Consider the following 25,553-nt stretch of genomic DNA (forward strand, 5'->3'; position numbering starts at 1 on the left):
CTCGATCGATTTTCGGTGGTGGGGTCGATCCGGTGTGAAGGCGGTCGCTTTTGCCGGAGGCAGTAATCGTCAGGCAATGTTGCCGGCTGCCACGGCGGATGCCCAGGCCCATTGGAAATTGTGGCCGCCAAGGTGGCCGGTCACGTCGACAACTTCGCCGATGAAGTAAAGTCCGGGGCTATCATTGGCTTCCATGGTCTTTGAGGAGAGGTGTCGGGTGTCCACGCCCCCCAGGGTGACCTCGGCGGTGCGATAACCTTCGGTGCCCGCGGGTTGCAGGGTCCAGCCCGAAAGGGTGCTGGCTGCGGACTCCAGGTCACTGTTCCGGTATTCCTGCAAGGGCCCGGACCATTCCTGCAGACGGGCGAACGCCTGGGCGAAGCGTTTGGGCAGGGTGTCCGACAGGTAGCGTTCCAGGCTGAGGGACGGGTGCTCCCGCTTCAGGGCGTTCAGCTCCCCGTGTACGTCCCGCCCTGGCAGCAGGTCGATGGACAGCGGGTCACCCGGATGCCAGAAGCTGGATATCTGTAGCATGGAGGGACCACTCAGTCCCCGATGGGTGACCAGCATGGGCTCCCGGAAATGCTCGCCGTTGCAGTGGACGTCTACCGGGCAGCTCAGGCCAGCCAGCGGCGCAAGCTCCTCCCTGAGTTCCGGGTGAAGCGTGAAGGGTACAAGTCCGGCCCGGGTCGGCAGCACCGGCAGGCCAAACTGACGGGCTATGTCGTAGCCAAAGCCGGTGGCCCCCATGGTGGGAATGGAAAGCCCACCGGTGGCGATCACCAGAGTGTCGCAATGGATGGCGCCACCGCTGGTTTGCAGTTGGTACCCTCCGGAGCGGTCGGTCACCGATTCCACGCTGGTTTTAAGTCGTAGCTCGGCACCGGCCCACTCACATTCGGTCAGCAGCATGTCCAGAAGGTCTTTGGCGCTGTCGCGGCAGAAAAGCTGTCCCGCTGCCTTTTCCACATGTTCGATGCCGTGGCGTTCCACCAGGTCCAGGAAGTCCTGGGGGCGGTAGCGCTTGAGGGCGGAAATGCAGAAATGGGGGTTGTCTGACAGGAAGTTGGCCGGCGAGCTGTTGAGGTTGGTGAAGTTGCAGCGACCGCCGCCGGACATCAGGATTTTCCGACCGGGTTTGGCGGACCGCTCGATCACTAGCACCCGACGTCCACGGTAACCGGCCGTGGCGGCACACATCAGGCCTGCCGCGCCGGCGCCGATTATGACGACATCGTAGGTCTGGGCCATGGTTTTCTGCTTCCTGTCCTGTCGAAGGGCGGCAGTATAACGGCCGCGGTAACCCTGCGATACCCTCGGTAGCCGGCGGTTTCCGGGGTCAGAACGTAAGCAATTGTGAAATGACACTCCTGGTGGTCTCCCGTTACCATGACCGGGCTCGACTATTACGGACAAACCTGTATGTTCTTAGTAGATAACAACAAGGGCCTATTCCCCCAAACAGCCGGGCCCGACAAAAAACTGGAGGACGTAATGAAAGTTGGCCTGATCGTGGACTCCGCCTGCGACCTACCCCATGAATTCATTCGCCGGCATGGCATCTTTATCCTGCCGCTGACCGCGAAGATCGATAACCAGACCTTCATTGACGACCACAATCCGGAAACCACGGAAGATTTCTATCAGCAGGGGCTGCTGGGCAAGGGTCACCATGCTGAAACCGAGGCTTTCTCCGCCGCACAGATTCGTGAACTCTTCCTGGAAAAGGTGGTGCCCAACTACGACGTTGCTATCTGCGAAACGGTGGATCGCTCACGCAGCCAGATCTACCAGAATGCCTCCGAAGCCATGAATATGGTCATGGCTCAGGCCAAGTCCGTCCGCGAGAAAGCCGGTGTTGATGGCAATTTCACCATGCGGGTTATCGACAGTGGCCAGTTGTTTGCGGGTCAGGGGCTGCTGGCTGCCTACACGGTAAGCCTGTTAAGCAAGGGGCTGTCCAAGAATGCACTCCGCCATGAGGTGGAGAAGTTTGCGGAAAAGGTATGGATCTGTGTGGTGCCGAAGGACCTGAGTTACATCCGTGAGCGTGCCCGCCGCCGGGGCGACAAGAGCGTATCCGGCATCGTGGCGTTCCTGGGTAAGGCCCTCAACATAACCCCGATTATCTGGGGTAAGGGCGTTATCGCCAAACCGGTGGCCAAGACCCGGTCCATGGATGCTGCCGTGGAAAAGGTGATGGATTACGCCGTACAGCGCGTGGAAGGGGGGCTGCTGGCGCCGATTGTGTCCATATCCTGTGGCATGAGCTGGGAAGAGATTGAAGCGCTGCCAGGGCTGGATCGCCTGCGCAGGGTCTGTGAGGAGAACAATGTACAGCTGCTGCTCTCGCGTATGGGCATCACCAGCAGCATCTATATAGGTCCGGCCAGTATCTGTCTGTCGCTGGCGGCGGAAGATCACGAGTTCGATGCCTGACCGGACTCGATTGTGACATCTGTCACACTGGGTCAAAGGTTGATAAGGACCACACTGAAACCTTGAGCGCTTTCTGGTAAAAGAGCGCCTCCTGTCACATTACTCGCCGCTTATCCCCAGAGCGGTGCACTTCGGGAGGCGTTATGCGTGTTGGTTTGATGGTGGACTCGGCCTGTGATTTGCCACCCGAGTTTATCCGCAAGAACGATATCTTCATCCTGCCGCTTACGGCGATCATCAACGGTCAGACCTATGTGGACGACCATGATCCTGCGACCACGGCGGAGTTCTATGATCGTGGCCTGCTGCTGAAGGGGCATCACGCGGAAACGGAGGCTTTCAGCGCCGAAGCCATCCAGAAGCTGTTCCTGGAAAAGGTCGTGACGGCATATGACATGGCGTTCTGCGAAACGGTGGACCGGTCCCGTAGTGAAATCTTCGACAATGCGACACTGGCCATGAATCAGGTGATGGCCCGTTACCAGCCCATCCGTGAGAAAGCCGGTCGTTCGGGGCCGTTTTCCATGCGGGTTGTCGACACCGGCCAGGTATTCGCCGGACAGGGGCTGATGGCCGCTCATACCCTGCGACTCATCAACCAGAAGCTGTCGAAGAATGCCCTCCGTCACCAGGTGGAGACCTTTGCCGACAATATCTACACCTGCTCAATTCCCCGCGACCTGCACTACATACGAGAGCGGGCGCGCCGGCGTAACGTGAAGAGCATTTCCGCGGTCAGTGCCTTCCTGGGCAAGACCCTGAATATTACCCCCATTGTCTGGGGGCACGGCGCGGATGGTACTGCGGTGGCCAAGACCCGGAGTTTCGATGCGGCGGTCGAGAAAGTGCTGGACTATGCCGTCCGTCGGGTGGAGGCAGGGCTGCTGACGCCCTATGTGTCACTGTCGTGCGGCATGTCGTCGGCGGAGATCGAGCAGTTGCCGGGGCTGGCCCGGCTACGAGAAGCCTGCCAGCGCCACAAGGTGGAATTGCTGTTGTGCCAGATGGGCATCACCAGCAGTATCTATCTGGGGCCGGGCAGTGTGTGCCTTGCCCTTGCTGCCGAGGACCACGGGTTCGAAGACTGAGGCGGAAACAGAAAAAGGGGGAGCCGGTCGGCTCCCCCTTTTCCTGATTCACAGGTTACCACCCCGAATCCTGCCCGTTGGGCAGTCCGGGTTTGGGCTGCGGTGATCAGCGCTCCAGGTACTGCAGCTTGTCCGGCTTGCCGTCCCACTCCTCCGCGTCAGGCAGCGGGTCCTTCTTCTCGGTGATGTTCTCCCACTTGGCGGCCAGCTCGGCGTTGATCTCGATGAACGGTTCCTGACCCGCAGGCAGCTCATCCTCCGAGAATATGGCCTCGGCGGGACACTCCGGCTCACACAGCGCACAGTCGATGCACTCGTCCGGGTCAATCACCAGAAAGTTCGGGCCTTCGTAAAAGCAGTCCACCGGACATACTTCCACGCAGTCCGTGTACTTGCACTTGATGCAGTTGTCGGTAACCACAAACGTCATAGTCAGATTCCTGGTCTGGTGGTCTGTCTCATCAGTGGGGTGGTTCTGGTGTTATCGCCTGGGACAGGTCCCGATCCGGGGCCTGTCGTAGAGGGCGACCGCCACCCTTCGTTCTGATCGTTGGTATTTGGAGGCCGATATTGTAGGGAGCACCCGCCCGCCCCGCAAGCGCTATGGCGCTATAACCTTATGAGGGCGGGTTTTCAGGCGTGGCGTTATCCCTTCGTGCCGGCCAGGCGACGCAGTTCATAGAGTTGTTCCAGGGCCTGCCTGGGCGTCAGGTCATCCGGGTCCAGTTCCGACAGGGCCTTCTCCACGGCGCTGGGTTCGAGGCTGGCAAACATGTCCCCCTGGAAGGCGTCGGGTGGCGCGCTGGCAGGCCCTGGCCCGGCCGGTGACGAGGCGGACATTGTCACCGGCTCCCGATGGTCACCCTCCAGTCGCTGCAACTGGGAACGGGCCTGGGCGATGACCGCCTGGGGGACCCCTGCCAGTTGCGCTACCTGGAGGCCGTAGCTCTGACTGGCGGGGCCATCATGGACCGTGTGCAGGAAGACGATGCTGTCGTCATGCTCGGTGGCGGTCAGGTGGACGTTCACCGCGTGATCGAGCTGGTCGGCAAGCTGGGTCAGCTCGAAATAGTGGGTGGCGAACAGCGTATAGCAGCCCACCTCCCGTGCCAGGTGTTCCGCCGTGGCCCAGGCCAGGGACAGGCCGTCGAAGGTGCTGGTGCCCCGGCCCACCTCGTCCATCAGTACCAGGCTATGACGGCTGGCGTTATGGAGGATGTTGGCGGTTTCGGTCATTTCCACCATGAAGGTGGAGCGGCCACCGGCAATGTCGTCGGAGGATCCCATGCGGGTGAAGATCCGGTCCACCGGGCCCAGCACCGCCCGGTCCGCCGGTACGAAACTGCCGCAGTAGGCGAGCAGGGCAATCAGTGCGGTCTGGCGCATATAGGTGGACTTACCCCCCATGTTGGGGCCGGTGATCACCAGCATCCGCCGCTGTTCGTCCATCAGCACGTTATTGGGTACGAAGGGCTCGTCCAGCAACTGCTCCACCACCGGGTGTCGGCCGGCGTCGATATCCAGGCCCGGTGCCTCGCGGAACTCCGGTGCGGTGAACCGCAGGCTGGTGGCCCGCTCGGCGAAGTTGGTCAGTACGTCCAGTTCCGCCAGGGCCTGGGCGCTGTCCTGAAGTTGTGGCAACTGGCCGGCCAGGGTTTCCAGCAGCTCGTCGTACAGGCCTTTTTCCCGGGCCAGGGCGCGGCTCTTGGCGCTCAGGGCCTTGTCCTCGAACTCCTTCAGTTCCGGGGTGATGAAGCGTTCGGCATTCTTCAGGGTCTGGCGGCGGATATAGTCCACCGGCGCCTGGTCCGACTGGGCGCGGCTGATCTCGATGTAGTAGCCATGTACCCGGTTGTAGCCCACTTTCAGGGTGGTGATGCCGGTGCGTTCCCGCTCCCGGGTTTCCACGTCCAGCAGGAACTGGCCAGCGTTCTCGCTGATATTGCGCAGGTCGTCCAGCTCATCGTCGAAGCCTTCCCGGATCACGCCGCCGTCGCGGATGACCACCGGCGGGTTGTCGATGATGGCCCGTTCCAGCAGGTCCGCCAGTTCGGGATACTCACTGATCAGGCCGGCCAGCCTGACCACGTGATGGGAACTGACCGGCCTGAGCGCCTGTTGCAGGTCGGGCAGGGCGGCGAAGGCATCCCTTAGTCGGGCCAGGTCCCGGGGGCGGGCGGAACGCAGGGCAACCCGGGCCAGGATGCGTTCGATATCGCCCACCCGTTTGAGCAGGTCATGCACCGGCTCGTAGTGGAAGCCGTCCAGCAGGGCCGCCACCGCATGCTGGCGCTGGTAGACCTGTTCCGAATCCCGTAGCGGGCGGTTGAGCCAGCGGCGCAACTGGCGGGCGCCCATGGCAGTGGCGGTGCGGTCCATGACCCAGGCGAGGGTGTGCTGGTGGCCGCCCAGCAGGTTGGTGTCGATTTCCAGGTTGCGACGGCTGGTGGCGTCCAGCACCACCGCGTCTTCCCGCCGTTCCCGCGTCAGCTTGCGGATATGGGGCAGGGCGGTGCGCTGGGTTTCCCGGGCATACTGCAGCAGGCAGCCGGCAGCGCAGATGGCCAGGGTCAGGTCCTCACAGCCAAAGCCGGTGAGGTCCCGCACCTGCAACTGCTGGGTCAGCAGGCGGTGGGCGGTTTCCGCCTCGAACAGCCAGGGCCCCTGGCGACGAATACCGCTGAGACCGTCCAGCAGGTCCTCGAAGGGGAAATCCTCGCTGATCAGCACTTCCGCCGGGCGCAGTCGCTGGATCTCTTCCTGCAGGGCGTCGGTGCCCTCGATCTCCGAGACGGCGAAGCGGCCACTGGAAATATCCAGGGTGGCAATGCCAAACCCTTCCCGGTGATGGAAGATGGACAGCAACAGGTTGTCGCGGCGGTCTTCCAGGAAGGCCTCGTCGCTGAGGGTGCCCGGGGTAATGATGCGCACCACCTTGCGCTCCACCGGGCCCTTGGCGGTAGCCGGGTCGCCGATCTGCTCACAGATGGCGATGGACTGGCCGGCGCGAACCAGGCGGGCGATGTAGTTCTCGGCAGCATGGTAGGGCACTCCCGCCATGGGAATCGGGTTGCCGCCGGACTGGCCCCGGGCAGTCAGGGTGATATCGATCAGTTCAGCGGTCTTTTTGGCGTCATCATAGAACAGCTCGTAGAAATCCCCCATGCGGTAGAACAGCAGTTCATTGGGGTGCTCCCCCTTGATCTTCAGGTACTGGCGGATCATGGGGGTGTGCCTGGAAAGGTCGTTCTGTGCTGCCGACATGTAATGTGCGCCCAGTTGGTGGAGTCTGAGAAATCCCGGTGTAGAATCGGCTAAAAGCCGGTGCCCCGAAGACTGCGTGATAGCGAACCACACCGTAGCGATATTGTTGCTCGCAGACAGGGCCACCGGATTGTAAGAAAATATGACGCTGGATGAAACGAGGAGGCTGCGGATGTTGAAAGACTCGACCATGGAGCAGGCGGCCAACCACCTGGGTGACCTCCTTTCCCTGCGGGGGCAGACCATGGTGACGGCGGAGAGTTGTACCGGTGGCTGGATCGTAAAGGCCCTGACCGACCGGCCAGGCTCGTCGGACTATGTCCTCGGTGGCCTGGTGACCTACAGCAACGGCATGAAACGTGAGCTGCTGCACGTTTCAGCCGAAAACCTGGAACAGCATGGCGCCGTCAGCGAGCCGGTGGTACGGCAGATGGTGGCGGGTGCGGTAAAGGCGACCGGTGCGGATTTTGCCATTGCCGCCAGTGGCGTGGCGGGTCCTGGCGGGGGCAGCGAGGGCAAGCCGGTGGGCACGGTCTGGTTCGCCTGGGGGGCGCCGACCAGTGGTATCGTGGCGCATCGTTGCCACTTCGACGGTGACCGCGATGCGGTCCGGCGGCAGAGCGTGGTCTATGCGTTGCAGGGGCTGACGGATTACGTCCAGACGCTCTGATCCGGCGTTGCACACGACCCTGCAAAGGGGATTTTCTGAATGGGGTTGGTCTGGGATCAGGACTGTGGTTTAATACTGTTCAAGTATACAGTAAAGTGGTCCGGGACAGTCGGAAACATTGAGGGTTTGCACTGATGGAAGACAATCGCAACAAAGCACTGAACGCGGCACTGAGCCAGATTGAACGCCAGTTCGGCAAGGGCGCCGTCATGAAAATGGGCGACCAGCCCCGGGAAGCCATTCCGGCGGTTTCCACCGGCTCACTTGGCCTGGACGTGGCCCTGGGTATCGGCGGCTTGCCCTATGGCCGGATCTGTGAAATCTATGGCCCGGAAAGCTCCGGTAAAACCACCCTGACCCTCCAGGTGATCGCCGAAGCCCAGAAAGATGGTAAAACCTGTGCCTTCATCGACGCAGAGCATGCTCTGGACCCGGTTTACGCCGAAAAGCTCGGTGTGAATGTGGACGATCTGCTGGTATCCCAGCCGGATACCGGTGAGCAGGCACTGGAAATTGCCGACATGCTGGTGCGTTCGAACGCGGTAGACGTCATCATCGTCGATTCCGTTGCGGCGCTGACTCCGAAAGCGGAAATCGAAGGGGAAATGGGCGACAGCCATGTGGGTCTGCAGGCTCGTCTGATGTCCCAGGCCCTGCGCAAGCTTACCGGCAACGTCAAACACGCCAACTGTCTGCTGGTATTCATCAACCAGATCCGTATGAAGATCGGCGTGATGTTTGGCAGCCCGGAGACCACCACCGGCGGTAACGCCCTCAAGTTCTATTCCTCAGTGCGCCTGGATATCCGCCGCATCGGCTCCGTCAAGGAAGGTGACGAGGTGGTGGGTAACGACACCCGGGTCAAGGTGGTGAAGAACAAGGTATCGCCGCCGTTCAAGCAGGCCGAGTTCCAGATCATGTACGGCAAGGGTATTTACCACATGGCGGAAGTGGTGGACATGGGAGTCAAGGAAGGGTTCGTGGACAAGTCCGGTGCCTGGTACGCCTACAAGGGCGACAAGATCGGCCAGGGCAAGGCTAATGCCGCCAAGTTCCTGGAGGAGAATCCGGACATTGCCACCGAGATTGAAACCGCCATTCGCGATAAGTTGATGCCCAAGCCCGTACCCAAGGGCAAGGAGCCGGCAACCGCTGAAGCGGAAGAAGCCAACGGCGAACTGCTCTGATTTGTCCACCGGATCGGGAGGAGCCATGGCAAACGTAAAGAAACTGCTGATTGTCGCCCATGCTCCCTCACCCAACACGCAGCGGCTCAGGGAAGCCGTTGCCGAGGGAGCCAGTCACCCGGACATCGAGAATGTCGAGGTCAGGGTACTGGCGCCCCTGGATGCCGGTCCGGATGACGTATTGTGGTGCGACGCCATTGTGCTGGGCACCACGGAAAATCTCGGGTACATGAGTGGTGCCCTGAAGGATTTCTTCGACCGAAGCTACTACCCCTGCCTGGAAAAGACCCAGGGCCTGCCTTTCACGTTTTATATCCGCGCCGGCCGCGATGGCACCGGCACCCACCGGGCGATCGATAGCATCACCACCGGATTACGCTGGCGTCAGGTGCAGGAGCCTGTGCTGTGCCGTGGCGAATTCCGGGAGGAATTCGTGGGTCAGTGCCATGACCTCGGCATGGCCATGGCGGCCAGCCTGGATGCCGGGTTGCTGTAACCGCCCTGTTGGGGGCTCAGGCACTGGTGCGGAGGTTACGCCCGCGCCGGTCTTCCAGGCTGGTTTCCTCGCCGGTTCGTGGGTGCAGCAGCATCGGGCGTCGCCGGCTGCTTTTCCGGCGCCTGTCGGGGCCCTTGAAGGCTTCCTGGCGGCGACGCCGGTCCGGTTGCACCCGGCGATCCCTTACCGGTTCGGCAGGCGCTGGCCGGGTGTCATCCACACGGACCACTTCCCTGGCGGGTGTCCTGGCCGGTCGGTCGAGTGCCGTCAGCGAGTGGGCAAACGTCTTGAGGATTTCCACGTTATTGATCTCCCTGAAAAATGATTCCCTGACCACTCTGGTCGACTGCGGAATATCAGTGTGTGGCCGAGTTCTGGTAGTTGGTCACTCCTGTTTATCGGCCCCGCCCGGATGATCTTTAGCCTGTACCGGGGTGCGCTAGCAAGAAACAAGCAAGAAACGTGCACCGGTACGCATTCCTGGCGCCCTGTTACGGCACAGGCGACAGATGTGGCAGAACAGCCTAGAATGGCCGGTTTCCCCGGCAGACAGTAACGTCACTTGCCACTATGCTGGGAACTTGTGACCACTCATTCGAGAACAACAGGACATCACATTGAAGGCTTTGCCCCTGAATCAGCTTTACAAGGCTTGCGTTCTAAAGGACCTCCCCTTCAAGACCACCCGACAGTTGGATCCCCTGGCTGAGATCGTTGGCCAGAACCGCGCCCAGGAAGCCGTACGCTTTGCGCTCAACATGCCCCACGGCGGCTACAACGTGTACGCCGTCGGTCGCAATGGCCTGGGCAAGCGCACCATGATGCTGCGCTACCTGGAGCATCATGTGGACGAGGACCACCGCATCCATGACTGGTGCTATGTGGCCAATTTCGACGATCCCCGGGTGCCTCGGATGATCCGCCTGCCGGCCGGGGAGGGTGGCAATCTCAAGCAGGACATGGAAAAGCTCATGTCCCGCCTGGTAAAGATGATTCCCCAGACCTTCGACAGTGACAGCTTCCTGGAGCGTGCCGAACAGCTCAAGGGGGAGTATGGCAAGAAGCAGGAGGATGAGCTGGAAAAGGTGGCCAACCAGGCCAAGCGCAAGAAAGTCAGCCTGACCCTCACCACGCCTGGTGGTTACCGGCTGGTGGCCATGAACGGTGACGAACCCCACACGGCGGAGACCTTTGCCGGGCTGAGCGAAGCCCAGCGCAACAAATTCGAAGAGGACATCAACAAGCTGGAGAAGAAACTGCGGCAGGCGGTGCGCAAGATTGCGGACTGGGAGCAGGAATATGCGGAAAAGCAGCAGGCTCTGAACCAGGAAACCCTGGAGTCCATTTCCGGTCACCAGATCGACGAGCTGGTCAAACGCTACGAGAAAGAGCCGGATGTGGTGGACTATCTCGAAGCCGTTCGCAAGGACCTGGCCGAAAACCTGGACATCTTCCTGGATGACAACGAGGACCAGGCGGCCATCGCCTATGCCTCCCTGGACAAGAAGATGCCCCGTCGCTACCTGGTGAACCTGCTGGTGCACCAGAAGAGCGATGAGGTGCCGGTGGTGGTGGAAGACAACCCTACCTATCACAACCTGTTTGGCTACGTGGAGAACGTGACCTTCAAGGGCACCGTATTCACGGACTATTCCCTGATCCGCCCCGGCAGCCTGCACAAGGCCAATGGTGGCTACCTGCTGATGGACGCCATCAAGGTACTGGAGCAGCCCTTCGTCTGGGATGGCCTTAAAAGGGCCTTGCGCAGCAGGTCCATCATGATCAACTCCCTGGAGCGGGAGCTGACCCTGTCGGGCACCATTTCCCTGGAACCGGAGGCGATTCCGCTGGATGTGAAGATCGTCCTGTTCGGTGACCGGGAAACCTGGATGCTGCTGCAGGAATACGATCCCGAATTCGCGGAGCTGTTCCGGGTGACTGCGGATTTCGAGAACGAGATGCGTCGCACCCCGGAAAGTCAGTTGCTCTATGCCAAGTTCATCGCCAGCCTGGTTTATGAAAAGGGACTGCTGCACTGTGACCGCAAGGCCGTGGCCCGGGTGATCGAATACAGCTCCCGTACCGCCGAACACCAGGACAGGCTCTCGCTTCATGCCGCCGATATTGCCAACCTGCTGAGGGAGTCGGACTACTGGGCCCGTCAGGCCAAAGCGCGACTGATCCAGGACAAACATGTGGAACAGGCCCTGGAGAGCGCCCGTTACCGCAGCAGTCGCATCCGGGACCAGTTCTACGATTCAATCCGCGACGGTACCACCCTGGTCACCACCGAGGGCAAATGTGTGGGGCAGGTTAATGCGTTGTCCGTGCTGTCCACCGGTGGTTTTGAGTTCGGCCTGTCAAACCGTGTGACGGCCACCTGTTACTACGGTGACGGGGATGTGCTGGATATTGAGCGTGATGCCAAGCTGGGCGGTAACATTCATTCCAAGGGGGTGATGATCCTCAGTGCCTGGCTGTCGTCCCGGTTTGCCGCCCAGGATCCCATGCACCTGTCTGCCAGCCTGACCTTCGAACAGAACTATGGCGAGGTGGACGGCGACAGTGCGTCGGTGGCGGAGCTGTGTGCGCTGGTTTCGGCCCTGTCCGGGGTGCCGGTGCGCCAGGATCTGGCCATTACCGGCTCCATGAACCAGTTTGGCGAGGTGCAGCCGATCGGCGGTGCCAATGAGAAGGTGGAGGGATTCTTCGAGACCTGTCGTATCAAGGGACTGACCGGCACCCAGGGTGTGATTGTGCCGGCCACCAATGTGCAGAACCTGATGCTGGACAGCCAGGTGGTGGAAGCGGTCAGGGCTGGGCAGTTCCGCATCTACGCCGTCAATACGGTGGAGGAGGCGGTGGAACTGTTGATGGGCAAGCCGGCGGGCGTCGCCGACCGCAAGGGCCAATACCCCCGTGGTAGCCTCTTTGGTGCCATTGCCCGTCGCCTGTCCGACATGCGGGAGCATGAACGTCGTGAGCATGAAGGGGCTGCAAAGGATTCCACGATCCATTAACCTCTTGGGAAACTCCGGCGGATGCCATTCGGAAGCGGCCTTCCAAAGGGCGCGATGGGTCAGGGTACAAACGGGTCAGGGTAAAATAACGACAGGAGCTACAGGAATGACCGATATCCAGCAAACCGTATACGTGGTTGAGGACGATGAGGCGGTACGTGACTCTCTCGAGTTGCTGCTGAAATCCGATGGCAAGGCGGTGAAGACCTATCCCAGTGCCACGGACTTCCTCGGCGATTATTCGGAAGAGATGGCCGGCTGCATCGTGCTGGATATCCGCATGCCCGGCATGGATGGCATGGAGCTGCAGAAGAAGCTCAACGCCCGTCATTCGCTGTTGCCCATTATCTTCGTGACGGGCCACGGTGATGTGCCCCTGGCTGTAGATGCCATGAAGGAAGGCGCCGTGGACTTTATCCAGAAGCCCTACCGGGAAGAGGCCCTCCTTGAGAAAATCGAGTCCGCCCTGGAGCAGGACCGGGAGCAGCGCAAGACCCTGGGAGAGCGACAGGAGATCGTCCGCCGCATCAAGACCCTGACGCCCCGTGAGACCGAGATCATGGAGCGGATGATTGCCGGCCAGGCCAACAAAGTGATTGCCATTGAGCTTGAGATCAGCCAGCGCACCGTTGAGATCCACCGTTCACGGGTGATGCACAAGATGGGTACCCACTCCCTGGCCCACCTGGTTCGCATGGTGCTGTCCGTAAAGGACCTTATCGACGTCGGATGAACGGCGGTTCATCATGAACCTATTCCCGCAACCGGCTGTAACCTATGACTGACCAGGCCAGCACCGAGTCCACGGTGCTACTTGTTGACGACAATGCCCAGAACCTCAAGGTCCTGTACGAAACCCTCAAGGATCGTGGTTATCATCTGCTGATTGCCAACGATGGCAAGAAAGCACTGACCCTGGCATCCCGTCACCGGCCCGAAGTCATCCTGCTGGATATCATGATGCCGGACCTGGACGGCTACCAGGTATGCGAGCGTCTGAAGGCGGACCCGGTCACCGCGGATTCCGCCGTGGTTTTCCTGTCGGCCCTGGATGATGTGGATGCCAAGCTCAAGGGGTTCTCCCTTGGGGGTGCCGACTATATCTCCAAACCCTTTCAGGCCCAGGAGGTGATCGCCCGGGTGGGCACCCACGCCCGCGTCATACGCCTTGAGCGGACCCTGCAGGAGCGCAACCGGGAACTGGAAAGCGACCAGACCCGTATCCTCAATGCCATCAGCGAAGGCATCTACGGGCTGGATGCCGAGGGCGATATTGTCTTTGCCAACCCGGCGGCGGCCATGATCAGCGGTTGCAGCGTGGAAAAGCTGATCGGCCAGAATTTTTTCGAGCTTCACTTCCATCAGCCCCGGCCCTGTTCCGGAGCCCTGTGGCATCCATCGGAGGATGCTGCCGACGGGTTGCCGGTGCAGGCCACCTGTCGTCAGGGAATTGCCGAACATCAGCGTAACGTCACCATGTACCGGGCCGACCGCTCCGGCTTCCCCGCCGAATACCGGGCCACGCCCAAGAAGGAAGGGGACCGCCTGACCGGCGCGGTGGTGGTATTCCGGGATATCACCACCGAACTGGAGAACGAGCAGGCCCTGGAAGACGCCCGTAACCTGGTGCAGGAGCAGCGGGACCAGCTTGCCCATGCCTCCCGCATGGCCACCATGGGGGAAATGGCTGCCGGCTTTGCCCATGAGGTGAACCAGCCCCTGACCGCCATTACCAATTACGCCCGCGTTGCCCTGCGTATGCTCAGGACCGATGAACCCGATCCGGAACTGCTGTCACAGACCCTGGAAAAGATTGAAGCCCAATCCCACCGGGCCAGTGAGGTGGTCAGGCGTATTCGCGGGTTTGTCCGCAAGCCGGCGGTGGGCAAGGAGGTACTGTCGGTAGCTGCCTTGCTGGAGGAAACCCGCCAGTTTGCGGAGGTGGATGCCCGCAATAACGACGGTGGTGTCGAGGTGGTTGTGGCGGATGAGGTGCCGGATGTCCTGGCGGACCCCGTCCAGGTACAGCAGGTGGCCCTGAACCTGATCCGCAACGCGCTGGAGTCCACCCGGGGGGCGGGCTCCGTGGAACCGGTGGAGGTGAATGCCCGAATGCTGGACGACACCATGGTCCGCATCGAGGTCCGGGACCATGGTGAAGGCCTGCCCGAAGACGCCGAACAGAAGCTGTTCCTGCCGTTCTTTACCACCAAGAAGGAGGGGATGGGGATTGGTTTGACCCTGTGTCGTTCCCTGATTCAGGCTCAGGGGGGCGAGATCGGTTTTGAGCGTCCGGAGGGGCAGGGGGCGGTGTTCTTCTTTACCCTGCCAGTGGCTCCGGCGACGGCTGAGTTGAGTGCGGAGTAACCGGTTCAGGGAGGCTCTGGAAAAAGTTTTCAGGAAAGCGTTGACATGCCCGGAGCCATCTTTATAATGCGCCCACGTTGTCACAGAGCAGTCACGCAGACGGGCTCAGCCGGATCCACTCCTTCGGTTTCAGGTGGGTGGCAACAGATCGCGGAGCGGTAGTTCAGTTGGTTAGAATACCGGCCTGTCACGCCGGGGGTCGCGGGTTCGAGTCCCGTCCGCTCCGCCATTTTTCTCCCCCTTTCATGTCCCCTTTGATTTTCCTGTTTGGAAGCTCCCCTGGTCTTGGGTAGTTGTTCCTGTTTGTTTTTTACCTGTCGCAAAAATTGTCCGGTAAGTCTTGAGCCTGATCGGCCGAACCTCTACTTTAGTCGAATCCTGAACATGGGCGCCTTGTTCATCACCTGGTGAAAGCAGCCAAGATTGCGAATCCGGGGACATGGTCCGGCACCGGGTGCCGTTTTCCGGGACACGCCGTGGATCCGTCCATGGAGGCTCTTCAAAAACGTCCATGTTTTTGAAGGTCCCGGAAAACGGCCCCCGGCACCGAACCTCGAACCTGGGTGGTGCCGCCAAAAACTAAAATTGATTAAGAGAGACCCCGCATGACCGCTTCACAACAACCGGGCAAGGCCCGCTATCCCCATTTGCTGGCCCCTCTGGATCTGGGTTTTACCACGCTCCGTAACCGGACCCTGATGGGCTCCATGCACCTGGGGCTGGAAGAGCGCCCCAATGGTTTTGAGCGTCTGGCCGCCTTCTACGCCGAGCGGGCCCGTGGTGGTGCCGGGCTGATCGTGACCGGGGGCATCGGCCCTAATGTGGAGGGCAGTGTCGGCCCCGGCGCCGCGAAGATGACCACGGAGGAAGAGTCGGATCAGCACAAGGTGATTACCCAGGCCGTGCATGAGGCCGAAGGCACCATTTGCATGCAGATCCTCCATGCCGGTCGTTACGCCTATCATCCGCAACTGGTGGCGCCGTCTGCCGTGCAGGCGCCGATCAACCCGTTCACGCCCAATGAGCTGGATGAGGCCGGGATCGAGAAGCAGGTCGAGGATTATGTGACCGCGTCGGCCCTGGCCCAGCGGGCCGGATACGACGGTGTCGAGATCATGGGCTCCGAGGGCTACTTCATTAACCAGTTTATCGTTGCCCGTACCAACAAGCGCACCGACGGTTGGGGTGGCAGTTACGAGAATCGTATCCGCCTGCCCCTGGAGATCGTTCGGCGGGTGCGGGAGAGGGTTGGCCCCAATTTCATCATTATCTACCGCCTGTCCATGCTGGACCTGGTGGAAGAGGGCAGTACCTGGGAAGAGGTGGTGCAACTGGGTAAGGCCATCGAGAAGGCCGGTGCCACCATCATCAATACCGGCATCGGCTGGCATGAGGCGCGGGTGCCCACCATTGCCACATCCGTGCCCCGGGGCGCGTTTACTGAAGTCACGGCGCGGATGAAGAAGGAAGTCAGTATTCCGCTGGTGACCACCAACCGCATCAATATGCCGGACGTGGCGGAGCAGATCCTCGCCACCGGCGAGGCGGACATGGTGTCCATGGCCCGGCCGTTCCTGGCGGATGCGGATCTGGTGAACAAGGCGGCGGAAGACCGGGCCGAGGAAATCAATACCTGCATTGGCTGCAACCAGGCCTGCCTGGACCATACCTTCAGCGGCAAGCTGACCAGTTGCCTGGTGAATCCCCGCGCCTGTTATGAGACCGAGCTCAATTACACCCCGACGGAAAGCCCCCGGAAACTGGCGGTGGTTGGCGCCGGTCCTGCCGGTCTGGCCTTTGCCACCGTGGCTGCCCAGCGCGGGCACAAGGTGACGTTGTTTGACTCCGCTGACGAGATCGGCGGGCAGTTCAACCTGGCCAAGCGGATTCCCGGCAAGGAGGAATTCCACGAAACCCTCCGCTATTACCGTGTCATGCTGGAGAAGCTTGACGTGGATGTGCGTCTGGGGTCGCGGGTTGACGCCGATACCCTGCGTGAGGGCGGGTTTGACGAGGTGGTTCTGGCCACTGGTATCAAGCCTCGCACGCCAGAGATCGAGGGTATCGACCATCCCAGGGTGGTGAGTTATATCGATGCCCTGACCGGTCGTAAGCCTATTGGCGAACGGGTGGCGGTGATTGGCGCCGGTGGCATCGGGTTCGATGTGTCGGAGTTCCTGGTGCATCAGGGGGCGTCGGTATCCCTGGACAAGCATGCCTTCATGAAGGAGTGGGGCGTGGACCTGTCGGTCGAGCATCGTGGTGGTGTCGAAGGTGTCAGCGCGGACGTGACGCCACCGGCGCGGGAGATCTGGTTGCTGCAGCGCAAAACGTCCAAGGTGGGCAAGGGGCTGGGTAAGACCACCGGCTGGATCCACCGTTCCGCCCTGAAGATGAAGGGCGTGCACATGGTACCGGGCGTCACCTACCGGCGGATCGATGACGAGGGGCTGCATGTGTCCATCGCCGGCAAGGGCGAAAATGCGGAAGACCGGGTGCTGGAAGTGGACAGTATTGTGGTCTGCGCCGGCCAGGATCCCCTGCGTGAGCTCCAGTCGGCACTGGAGGGCAGCAACCTGCCGGTGCATCTGATCGGTGGTGCGGATGTGGCGGCCGAGCTGGATGCCAAGCGCGCGATTGATCAGGGCAGCCGCCTTGCCGCCTCGCTATAACCTGTATATTTTGAATACGGGTCGCCGGTGTCGGCGACCCGTTCCGCGGTAGTCAATCACAAATTCTCACAGTTCCCTGCTGCCGATAGTGACTCCCTCTGGCTAAAATGGACGCTGGTCGTCACACTGAGATGTTCCGATGCAATGTTGTGACCTCTCTGACGTCACAATATTTGGTAACTCAGGTTTCTTTTAGCCGGAGGGTTTAAATGGCTCTAGCCGATCCATCCGAAGAAGGATATTCCGCCGTTTTCCTCATGGATGGTATCGAGGTGGCGCGTCAGATGCGGGCCACCGAATTTGACGCCTTCCTGGACGGCTATGTGGGCCTGTCAGACCTGGCGGACACCGACGTGCAGGCGGTGTTCGTGCAGATCGGTCCCGACCTGCTGGTGCGGGGATTGGTGTTCTTCCGGATCTACTTTGACGAGGAAGGGCGCGCGGACAGCCACTGGAACATTCCGGTGGAGGCACTGGCCATGAAAGGCTCGGCCGGCCCGGATATGGGGGCGGGGCCCATCCGTCTGGTCTGCCGCAGCCTGTGTCCCGAGAAGCGCTACCAGTCCGAGCTCTGGGATCCGGACATGACGCCGGGGTCCAACCACTTCCAGACCATCCGCAAGGCCGTGACGGCCAACCACCTCAAGTACAAGCGCAAGAGTTCGTCCGACGACGAGCAGATCCCCGTGTTGCGTACCGCGCTGGGTAAGCCGGACGCCGAGGTCGCCAGCCAGGAGGCCAGGGCCCAGCGGAACCGGCTGGCCCACATGATTCGTGAGCAGCGGTTGCGTATCAAGACCCTGCAGGGCGCCCACCGGGATTCCCTGGCGGCCATGCAGCGGGAACAGAGGCTCGAACATCGCGCCTGGCAGGAAAAGATGACCGAGCTGGAACGGAAGCTGGAACGGACCAGGCTCGATGCGAAGAAGGTGAAGAAGCGCCTGGAGCGCCGGGACCTCCAGGTGGAGGAGTTGCGCCAGCAGCTGGATGAGGCCCGGGCGGCAGCGTCGGAGGCGCCCCAGGGTATGGAGGAAGCCGCCCAGGCGGAAGTGGTCCTGCTGCGCGAGCAACTGGAGCGCAAACAGCGGGAGCTGGACAGTATGGGGGAACTCACCCGGGAACTGGAGCAGGCCCTGAATGAGGCCCGCAACAAGGCCCCGGACGAGGACAGCCTGATTCGCCAGTTGCAGGACCAGAAGGTTTTCCTGGTGGGCTACCACGCTGGTGTCGGTCACCTGACCCTGCCCTACAACGACCTCCGCCGTTATTTCGAGAACCCCACCGGCTACGCGGCGGAAAAGTGTGGACTCTCGGAACCGGACTACCGTCGCTGGCTGGACCACTACGAGAACCCCGTCTGCCGTGCCCCGGGCAAGAAGAAAGGGCAGACCTGTGGCCAGCCGGTCCTGCGGATCAGCCAGCCCGGCGAGTTCGAGGCGGGCGTGCACGACCGTTGCGACGATCACCGTTAACCTTCACCGACCTTCACCACCGGACAATCTTTTTCAGAATTGATCCGTAATTCGTTAAGATGATGGGATGCTTCCGGGAATGGGCCAGCCAATCTCTGGTCCCCGGACGCTTCCAGACATCGCGACTGACAGACTGAGAGAGTTAATGGATCAATTCAGGAATATCGGTGTTATCGGCCGCATGGGCAGTGTCAAGGTGGTCGAAACGCTGAGGTCCCTCAAGACCTACCTGCTCAATGAGAACTACCAGGTGATCCTGGAGCAGGACACGGCGGGCATGCTGCCCGGTCACGGCCTTCAGGTGGCCAGCAAGAAGCTGCTGGGTGAAATCTGCGACCTGGTCATCGTCGTCGGCGGTGATGGCAGCCTGCTGGGGGCGGCCCGGGAGCTGGCCAAGTCCAAGATTCCGATCCTCGGGGTCAACCGCGGTCGCCTGGGATTCCTCACCGACATCTCTCCCTCGGAGCTGGAAGCGCGTCTGGAAAAGGTACTGCGGGGCGAATATATCGAGGAGAACCGCTTCCTGCTGGATGGCAACCTGGAGCGGGACGGGCAGCCACTGGGTTACGGCAGTGCCCTGAATGATGTGGTATTGCACCCGGGCAAGTCCACCCGGATGATCGGGTTCGATCTCTATATCGATGGCCATTTCGTGTACAGCCAGCGGTCCGACGGCCTGATCGTGTCAACGCCCACCGGGTCCACGGCCTATTCCCTGTCCGCTGGCGGGCCCATCATGCATCCCAAGCTGGATGCGGTGGTGCTGGTGCCCATGTTCCCCCATACCCTGAGCAGCCGGCCCATCGTGGTGGATGGCAAGAGTGAGATCAAGCTGGTGATCGGCGACACCAACGAGACCTATCCCCAGATCAGCTTTGACGGCCAGATGGACATTGCCTGCGCGCCGGGGGATATCATCCGTATCACCAAGAAGCCCTTCAAGATCCGACTGATCCATCCCAAGGATCACAATTTCTACGCCACCTGCCGCGAGAAACTCGGTTGGGCCAGCGAGATAGCAGCGAGTTAATCATGGCAAGTGTAAGACCGGCCTCCCGGGGCTACGACATCATCGGCGATATCCATGGCTGCGCCCGTACCCTTGAACACCTGTTGCAGCAGATGGGATACCGCAAGCGCAACGGCGTCTACCAGCATGACCGGCGCCAGGCGATCTTTATCGGCGACATCATTGACCGGGGCCCCCGGATCCGCGAGGCGCTGCACCTGGTCAGGGACATGGTGGAGCATGGTTCCGCCCGGATCGTCATGGGCAACCATGAATACAACGCCCTGGGCTATTGCACCCGGGCCCGGCCAGGCAGTGGCAAGGAGTTCCTGCGGGAGCACAATGCGCGCCATAACCGACTGATCCAGGAAACCCTGGAGCAGTTCGATCACCATCCCCAGGAATGGAACGAATTCCTGGAATGGTTCTACACCCTGCCGCTGTTCATCGAGGAGGAGCGCTTCCGGGTGGTACATGCCTGCTGGGACGAGCGTCTGATTCGCCAGTTCCTGGAATCCCAGGGCAGCCCCTGTATCGACGAGGATTTCCTGCACGCGTCGGCGGCCATCGAGTCCTTCGCCGGACAGGTCATGGATACGCTGCTGCGGGGCACGGACCTGCCCCTGCCGGATGGCACGACCATCACCGGGCGGGATGGCTACACCCGCAGGTTCTTCCGCACCAAATTCTGGGCCGACGATCCCCGCACCTATGGTGATGTGGTGTTCCAGCCCGACCCGTTGCCGGAGGAGGTGGCCCGCCGCGAGCTGTCCGAGAAGGAACGATCGGAGATCATCCGGTATCCCCTTGGCGAACGCCCGGTTTTTGTGGGTCACTACTGGATGGAGGGCGAGCCCGCCCCATTGAAACCCAATGTAGCCTGCCTGGATTACAGTGCCGTGAAATACGGCAAGCTGGTGGCCTACCGCCTGGACGACGAACGGGAACTGTTACCCGAGAAGTTCGTCTACGTGAACGTGGAGCGCCCGGAAATCAGCGGCGCTCCCCAGACCGAAGACAGCGTCGCGAGGTAATCGGCTTGCATCGAATCAAGGAACTGGAGACCGGGGACGACCTGTCCGGGTTCAGCACCTGGCTGGGACACCAGGGGGTGAAACACCAGATCACCCGGGAGTCCGATGTCCAGGTGCTGTGGCTGGACAACCCCGACCATGAGGAACCGGTGCTGGCCGCGCTGGAGCAGTACATGACCCGGGACGATGTCCGTGACCGGGTGAACCAGGCCAGCCGGGCGCCGTTCCGTGGTGGTCGCTGGCAACCGGCACCCAGGCATTCACCGATGGTGTTCGGGCTGATCATTGTGGCCGCGGTGGTCGCCTGGCTGACCGGGCTTGGGGAAAACATCATGTCCGCGGTCTTCATGTACGTGGACCCTCGCTATCACGACTGGCAGACGTTCGCGCAGCGGCTGGACGCCCTGACGGGCAGCCTTGCCAGTGGCCAGATCTGGCGACTCGTGTCGCCGGATTTCCTCCACTTCAGCCTGATGCATATCCTGTTCAACTCTGTGATGCTGTGGTTCCTGGCCAGCCAGGTGGAGTGGATGGATGGCCGGGGGCGCTTCCTGGCGCTGTTCCTGGTGACCAGTCTGGCCTCCAACACGCTGCAGTACCTGGTCTCGGGGCCGCTGTTTGGTGGGTTGTCGGGGGTCGTCTACGGGGTGCTGGGCTACTGCTGGCTCAGTCAGCAACGGCAGCCCCGTTTCCAGTTTCCGCCTGCCCTGGTGACCTTTGCCCTGGTGTGGATGATCATTGGATTCACTCCGTTACCGGTCTGGCTGGGAATCGGTCGCATGGCCAATGAGGCGCACCTGGGGGGCTTCCTGGGTGGATTGCTGATGGCTCTTGTGATGCCCCCCCCTCGACTGCAACGGGCGACCTGAGTGCGAGGAGTCCGTGCGATTTCCATCGCGCAGACTCCTGGGCTTTTAGTTCGGACATAAAAAAAGCCCCACCAAAAGGTGGGGCATAAATGAGCTCGGAAGCTCCTGATGAGAGAGACCAAATGAAACGACCGCGTCATTTGGTGAGTTAATGATAATCATTTTCGTTTAAGGGTGTCAAACCCTTTCGGGCACTTTTTTATGACTTACGAAGAATTAATTCAACGCCTGGATCCTACCGTCTACCAGAATCTGCGCCGGGCCATCGAGCTGGGCAAATGGCCGGATGGCCGCAAGGTGTCCGGCGAGCAGCGCCGGATCTGCCTGGAGGCCGTGATCCATTACGAGAAAACCCACAATATTCCCGAGCATGAGCGGGTAGGGTACATCGAGCGCCAGTCCTGTGGTTCCGGCAAGGACCCCGGCGAAGACACCATCCGCATCGTAAGCTGAGGTGGTCTTGAGCGAAACCATCGAACTCAGTGGCCGCCTGGTGAAAATGCCGGCGGTGGCAGAAACCCCTGTAGGCTATACCCTGAAGGTAGGTGACCACGGCCTGGCCCTGAACGACCTGATCGGGCAGCCGATAGAAATTACCTTTAGTGGTGAGATCCGCTGTGTCCACTGCAATCGCAAGACCAGCAAGAGCTTCAACCAGGGCTACTGCTATCCCTGCTTCAAGCGGCTGGCGGCTTGCGACAGCTGTATCATGAGCCCGGAGAAGTGCCACTATCACCTGGGCACCTGCCGCGAGCCGGAGTGGGGCGAGACCCACTGCATGACCGGCCACGTGGTCTACCTGGCCAATTCATCCGGACTGAAGGTGGGCATTACCCGGGCCAACCAGGTGCCCACCCGCTGGATCGACCAGGGGGCGGTGGCGGCCATTCCCATGCTGCGGGTGGCAACCCGCTACCTCGCGGGCCTGGTGGAAGTGGCCTGCAAACAGCATGTGGCGGATCGCACCAACTGGCGCACCATGCTCAAGGGCGAGGCGCCGGAAATGGATCTGGTGGCCGAGCGGGCAGCACTGCTGGAGAAAATCACGCCGGATCTGGAACAACTGGCCGTCGAACATGGTCAGGGCACCATCGAAACCGCCGATGATCCGGTCTGGACTCTGGATTATCCGGTGGAGACCTGGCCGGAGAAGGTCAAGCCCCATAATCTGGACAAGGAGCCCGTGGTCACGGGTGTTCTTCAGGGGATCAAGGGGCAGTACCTGATGCTGGACACCGGCGTTATCAATATTCGCAAGTATACGGCCTACAACGTCCGTGTACGGGTTTTATCGGAGTAAGACCAATGCGCACAAGCCAACCGAAAACCATCTATCTGAGTGAATACCGGGTACCGGACTTCCTGGTGGATCACGTGGACCTGCGGTTCGAGCTGTTCGAGGACGGCGCCCGGGTACACAGCACCCTGAGCATACGCCGTAACCCGGAGGCCACGGGACCGGCGGAACAGCTTGAGCTCAACGGCGATTCCCTGACCCTGGAATCCGTCCACCTGGACGGTCGTGAGCTTCAGGCGGGCCAGTTCGAGGACCGGGGCGAGCTTCTGGTGGTGCCGTCGGTGCCGGATGCCTTCGAGCTGCAGGTGGTCACCTGGATCGAGCCCCAGAACAACACCCGCCTGGAGGGGCTGTACAAATCCTCCGGCATGTTCTGCACCCAGTGTGAGGCGGAGGGTTTCCGTTGCATCACCTTCTTCCCGGACCGCCCGGACGTCATGGCCCGCTATCGCACCCGTATCGAGGCGGACAAGGCGTCCTACCCGATCCTGCTGTCCAACGGCAACGATGTGGAGCGGGGCGACCTGGAGGGTGGCCGTCACTTCGTCACCTGGGAAGATCCATTCCCCAAGCCCAGCTACCTGTTTGCCCTGGTGGCCGGGGACCTGGTGGAGAAGAAGGACCGCTTCACCACCCTGTCCGGTCGTGACATCGACCTGCGTATCTATGTGGAACCCCGCAATGCCACGAAGACCGGCCACGCCATGGACTCGCTGAAACGGGCCATGCGCTGGGACGAGGAGGTCTATGGCCGCGAATACGACCTGGACATCTTCATGATCGTCGCGGTGGACGACTTCAACATGGGCGCCATGGAGAACAAGGGCCTGAACATCTTCAACTCGTCCTGCGTACTGGCCAGCCCGGAGTCGGAAACCGATATGGCCTTCCAGCGCATCGAGGCCATCGTCGCCCACGAGTATTTCCACAACTGGTCCGGCAACCGGGTGACCTGTCGTGACTGGTTCCAGCTCAGCCTGAAGGAGGGTTTCACGGTGTTCCGGGATTCCCGGTTCTCCGCCGACATGGGCTCGCCCACGGTCAAGCGTATCGAAGACGCAACCCTGCTGCGTACCGCCCAGTTCGCCGAGGACGCCGGTCCCATGGCGCATCCGGTGCGCCCGGCGTCCTACATGGAGATCTCCAACTTCTACACCCTGACCATCTACGAGAAGGGCGCCGAGGTGGTGCGGATGATCCACACCCTGTTGGGGCCGGAGCTGTTCCGCAAGGGCAGTGATCTCTACTTCGAGCGTCATGACGGCCAGGCGGTGACCACGGATGATTTTGTCAAAGCCATGGAAGACGCCAGTGGCCGTGACCTGGGCCAGTTCCGCCTGTGGTACGAACAGGCTGGCACACCCGTGCTGGCGGTGGAGGACGACTATGACGAGGCGGGGCAGGTCTATCGCCTGACCGTTCGCCAGAGCATTCCGGACACCCCGGGCCAGACCGACAAGAAGCCCCAGCACATACCGTTCGCCCTGGGGCTGCTGGATCAGGATGGCAATGACATTCCATTGACCCTGTCCGGGGAGAGCGATCAGGGGGACACCACCCGGGTGCTGGAGTTGACCGATGAGGAACATGTCTTCGAGTTCACCGGCATCGACAGTCGCCCGGTACCGTCACTGCTGCGGGATTTCTCGGCGCCGGTGCGGGTGAACTACCCCTGGAGCCGCGATCAGCTGATGTTCCTGATGAGCCATGACAGCGACGGTTTCAATCGCTGGGATGCCGGTCAGCGTCTGGCAGTGGATGTGATCCGCGAGCTGTCGGGGCACGCCGACACCAGCGTGGACGACCGGCTGATCGAGGCCAGCCGCACCCTGCTTAATGACCGGGATGCGGACCAGGCGCTGGTGGCCAAGATGCTGCAACTGCCGTCCGAGGCCTATCTGATCGAACTCTCCGATGGGGCGGATGTGCAGATTATCCACCACGCCCGGGAGCGGGTGCTGAAGGCGCTGGCCACCGCCCTGCGGGACGATCTGCTGGCCTGCTACCGGCGCCAGCAGCCGGCGGAACACTACCAGGTGACGCCGGAGGATGTGGCCAGTCGCAGCCTGCGCAACATGGCGCTGGCCTGGCTGCTGCATATCGGTGACGAGCAGGCGCGGGACCTGGCGCTGGAACAGTTCCACTCCGCCACCAATATGACCGACCAGTCCGGCGCCCTGCGGGCCCTGGTGAATTCCCCCTTCGGGGACGAGCGCAGCCGCGCCCTGGATGCCTTCTACCAGCAGTGGCACCAGGACCCGCAGGTGGTGGAACAATGGTTTTCCATCCAGGCAGGCAGTCCGGTATCCGGGGATCTGGCGGCAGTCCGTCGGTTGCTGGAGCATGAGGCCTTCGACTGGAAGAATCCCAACAAGATCCGCTGCGTGGTGGGTGCCTTTGCCGGCCAGAACCTGGCCCATTTCCACGAGCAGGATGGGTCCGGCTACCAGTTCCTGGCGGACACCATTCGCCGCCTGGACGACAGCAACCCGCAGATTGCTGCCCGGCTGTGTGCACCGTTGACCCGATGGCGGAAGTTCGCCCATGTCTACAGCGAAGGCATGCGTAAGGCGCTGGAGTCGGTGCGGGAGAAGGATGGTCTGTCCCGTGATGTCTACGAGATTGTCCACAAGAGTCTGGCCGACTAGCCGAGAATGGTTGGAGACTCA

General features: G+C 61.3%; 20 protein-coding genes and 1 tRNA gene. 17 read left to right on the forward strand and 4 right to left on the reverse strand.

Annotated elements, in window-relative coordinates; all coding sequences use genetic code 11:
- Positions 1-69: 69 nt before the first annotated feature.
- Positions 70-1,251 carry a BaiN/RdsA family NAD(P)/FAD-dependent oxidoreductase gene (locus ACJO2E_RS03935; protein WP_406962036.1) on the reverse strand — a complete coding sequence of 394 codons (1,182 nt, stop codon included), beginning with the start codon at positions 1,249-1,251 and terminating at the stop codon, positions 70-72.
- Positions 1,252-1,494: 243 nt separating this feature from the next.
- On the opposite strand from ACJO2E_RS03935, the gene ACJO2E_RS03940 reads away from it, so the two are divergent.
- Together ACJO2E_RS03940 and ACJO2E_RS03945 are read left to right on the forward strand one after the other, a co-directional pair.
- Positions 1,495-2,439: a DegV family protein gene (locus ACJO2E_RS03940; RefSeq protein WP_406962038.1), complete on the forward strand. Its 945-nt coding sequence runs from the start codon at positions 1,495-1,497 to the stop codon at positions 2,437-2,439.
- Positions 2,440-2,582: 143 nt separating this feature from the next.
- Complete coding sequence (locus tag ACJO2E_RS03945) at positions 2,583-3,527, forward strand: DegV family protein (protein ID WP_406962040.1); 945 nt, start codon at positions 2,583-2,585, stop codon at positions 3,525-3,527.
- Between the two features lie 106 nt (positions 3,528-3,633).
- Here the strand turns inward: ACJO2E_RS03945 and fdxA are convergent, their stop codons facing one another.
- Positions 3,634-3,957: a ferredoxin FdxA gene (gene fdxA / locus ACJO2E_RS03950; RefSeq protein WP_328188417.1), complete on the reverse strand. Its 324-nt coding sequence runs from the start codon at positions 3,955-3,957 to the stop codon at positions 3,634-3,636.
- A gap of 215 nt (positions 3,958-4,172) precedes the next feature.
- On the reverse strand, positions 4,173-6,791 hold the full coding sequence (gene mutS, locus ACJO2E_RS03955; protein WP_406962042.1) for a DNA mismatch repair protein MutS: 2,619 nt from the start codon (positions 6,789-6,791) through the stop codon (positions 4,173-4,175).
- 172 nt (positions 6,792-6,963) lie between these two features.
- On the opposite strand from mutS, the gene ACJO2E_RS03960 reads away from it, so the two are divergent.
- The 3 genes from ACJO2E_RS03960 to ACJO2E_RS03970 all read left to right on the forward strand — a co-directional run bounded on the left by ACJO2E_RS03960 (position 6,964) and on the right by ACJO2E_RS03970 (position 9,144).
- Complete coding sequence (locus tag ACJO2E_RS03960; RefSeq protein ID WP_406962044.1) at positions 6,964-7,461, forward strand: CinA family protein; 498 nt, start codon at positions 6,964-6,966, stop codon at positions 7,459-7,461.
- 134 nt (positions 7,462-7,595) lie between these two features.
- Entirely contained in the window at positions 7,596-8,648 is a 1,053-nt protein-coding gene (gene recA / locus ACJO2E_RS03965; RefSeq protein WP_406962046.1) for a recombinase RecA, read from the forward strand.
- A gap of 25 nt (positions 8,649-8,673) precedes the next feature.
- The gene (locus tag ACJO2E_RS03970; protein ID WP_406962048.1) at positions 8,674-9,144 is read left to right on the forward strand and encodes a flavodoxin family protein; all 471 of its coding nucleotides are present in this window, start codon (positions 8,674-8,676) and stop codon (positions 9,142-9,144) included.
- A 16-nt stretch (positions 9,145-9,160) separates the two neighbouring features.
- On the opposite strand, the gene ACJO2E_RS03975 is transcribed toward ACJO2E_RS03970, so the two are convergent.
- Positions 9,161-9,445 carry a hypothetical protein gene (locus ACJO2E_RS03975; protein WP_406962050.1) on the reverse strand — a complete coding sequence of 95 codons (285 nt, stop codon included), beginning with the start codon at positions 9,443-9,445 and terminating at the stop codon, positions 9,161-9,163.
- 316 nt (positions 9,446-9,761) lie between these two features.
- Here ACJO2E_RS03975 and ACJO2E_RS03980 point away from each other — a divergent pair, with 316 nt between their 5' ends.
- The 12 genes from ACJO2E_RS03980 (at position 9,762) to pepN (ending at position 25,532) form a co-directional block, all read left to right on the forward strand.
- Positions 9,762-12,164 carry a Lon protease family protein gene (locus tag ACJO2E_RS03980; RefSeq protein ID WP_406962052.1) on the forward strand — a complete coding sequence of 801 codons (2,403 nt, stop codon included), beginning with the start codon at positions 9,762-9,764 and terminating at the stop codon, positions 12,162-12,164.
- 106 nt (positions 12,165-12,270) lie between these two features.
- Complete coding sequence (fixJ, locus tag ACJO2E_RS03985) at positions 12,271-12,897, forward strand: response regulator FixJ (RefSeq protein ID WP_406962054.1); 627 nt, start codon at positions 12,271-12,273, stop codon at positions 12,895-12,897.
- A gap of 44 nt (positions 12,898-12,941) precedes the next feature.
- A complete protein-coding gene (locus ACJO2E_RS03990) occupies positions 12,942-14,531 on the forward strand; it encodes an ATP-binding response regulator (protein ID WP_406962056.1) in 1,590 nt (529 codons plus the stop codon).
- A 152-nt stretch (positions 14,532-14,683) separates the two neighbouring features.
- Positions 14,684-14,760 (forward strand) — tRNA-Asp (locus tag ACJO2E_RS03995).
- 376 nt (positions 14,761-15,136) lie between these two features.
- Complete coding sequence (locus ACJO2E_RS04000) at positions 15,137-17,203, forward strand: oxidoreductase (protein WP_406962058.1); 2,067 nt, start codon at positions 15,137-15,139, stop codon at positions 17,201-17,203.
- 209 nt (positions 17,204-17,412) lie between these two features.
- Positions 17,413-18,675, forward strand: a complete 1,263-nt coding sequence (locus ACJO2E_RS04005) for a DNA repair protein (RefSeq protein WP_406962060.1) — start codon at positions 17,413-17,415, stop codon at positions 18,673-18,675.
- Between the two features lie 145 nt (positions 18,676-18,820).
- A complete protein-coding gene (locus ACJO2E_RS04010) occupies positions 18,821-19,705 on the forward strand; it encodes an NAD(+) kinase (RefSeq protein WP_406962062.1) in 885 nt (294 codons plus the stop codon).
- A gap of 2 nt (positions 19,706-19,707) precedes the next feature.
- Entirely contained in the window at positions 19,708-20,718 is a 1,011-nt protein-coding gene (locus ACJO2E_RS04015) for a metallophosphoesterase (RefSeq protein ID WP_406962064.1), read from the forward strand.
- Positions 20,719-20,723: 5 nt separating this feature from the next.
- Positions 20,724-21,587 (forward strand): rhomboid family intramembrane serine protease, encoded by an 864-nt coding sequence (locus tag ACJO2E_RS04020; protein WP_406962066.1) that lies wholly within the window; start codon positions 20,724-20,726, stop codon positions 21,585-21,587.
- Between the two features lie 201 nt (positions 21,588-21,788).
- Entirely contained in the window at positions 21,789-22,040 is a 252-nt protein-coding gene (locus ACJO2E_RS04025) for a YeaC family protein (protein WP_406962068.1), read from the forward strand.
- 46 nt (positions 22,041-22,086) lie between these two features.
- Positions 22,087-22,887, forward strand: coding sequence for a DUF2797 domain-containing protein (locus ACJO2E_RS04030; RefSeq protein ID WP_406962375.1), 801 nt, complete (start codon positions 22,087-22,089; stop codon positions 22,885-22,887).
- A gap of 5 nt (positions 22,888-22,892) precedes the next feature.
- Entirely contained in the window at positions 22,893-25,532 is a 2,640-nt protein-coding gene (pepN, locus tag ACJO2E_RS04035) for an aminopeptidase N (protein ID WP_406962070.1), read from the forward strand.
- The last annotated feature ends 21 nt before the right edge of the window (positions 25,533-25,553 follow it).

The organism is Marinobacter shunpengi (assembly GCF_045449695.1).
GTDB lineage: Bacteria > Pseudomonadota > Gammaproteobacteria > Pseudomonadales > Oleiphilaceae > Marinobacter.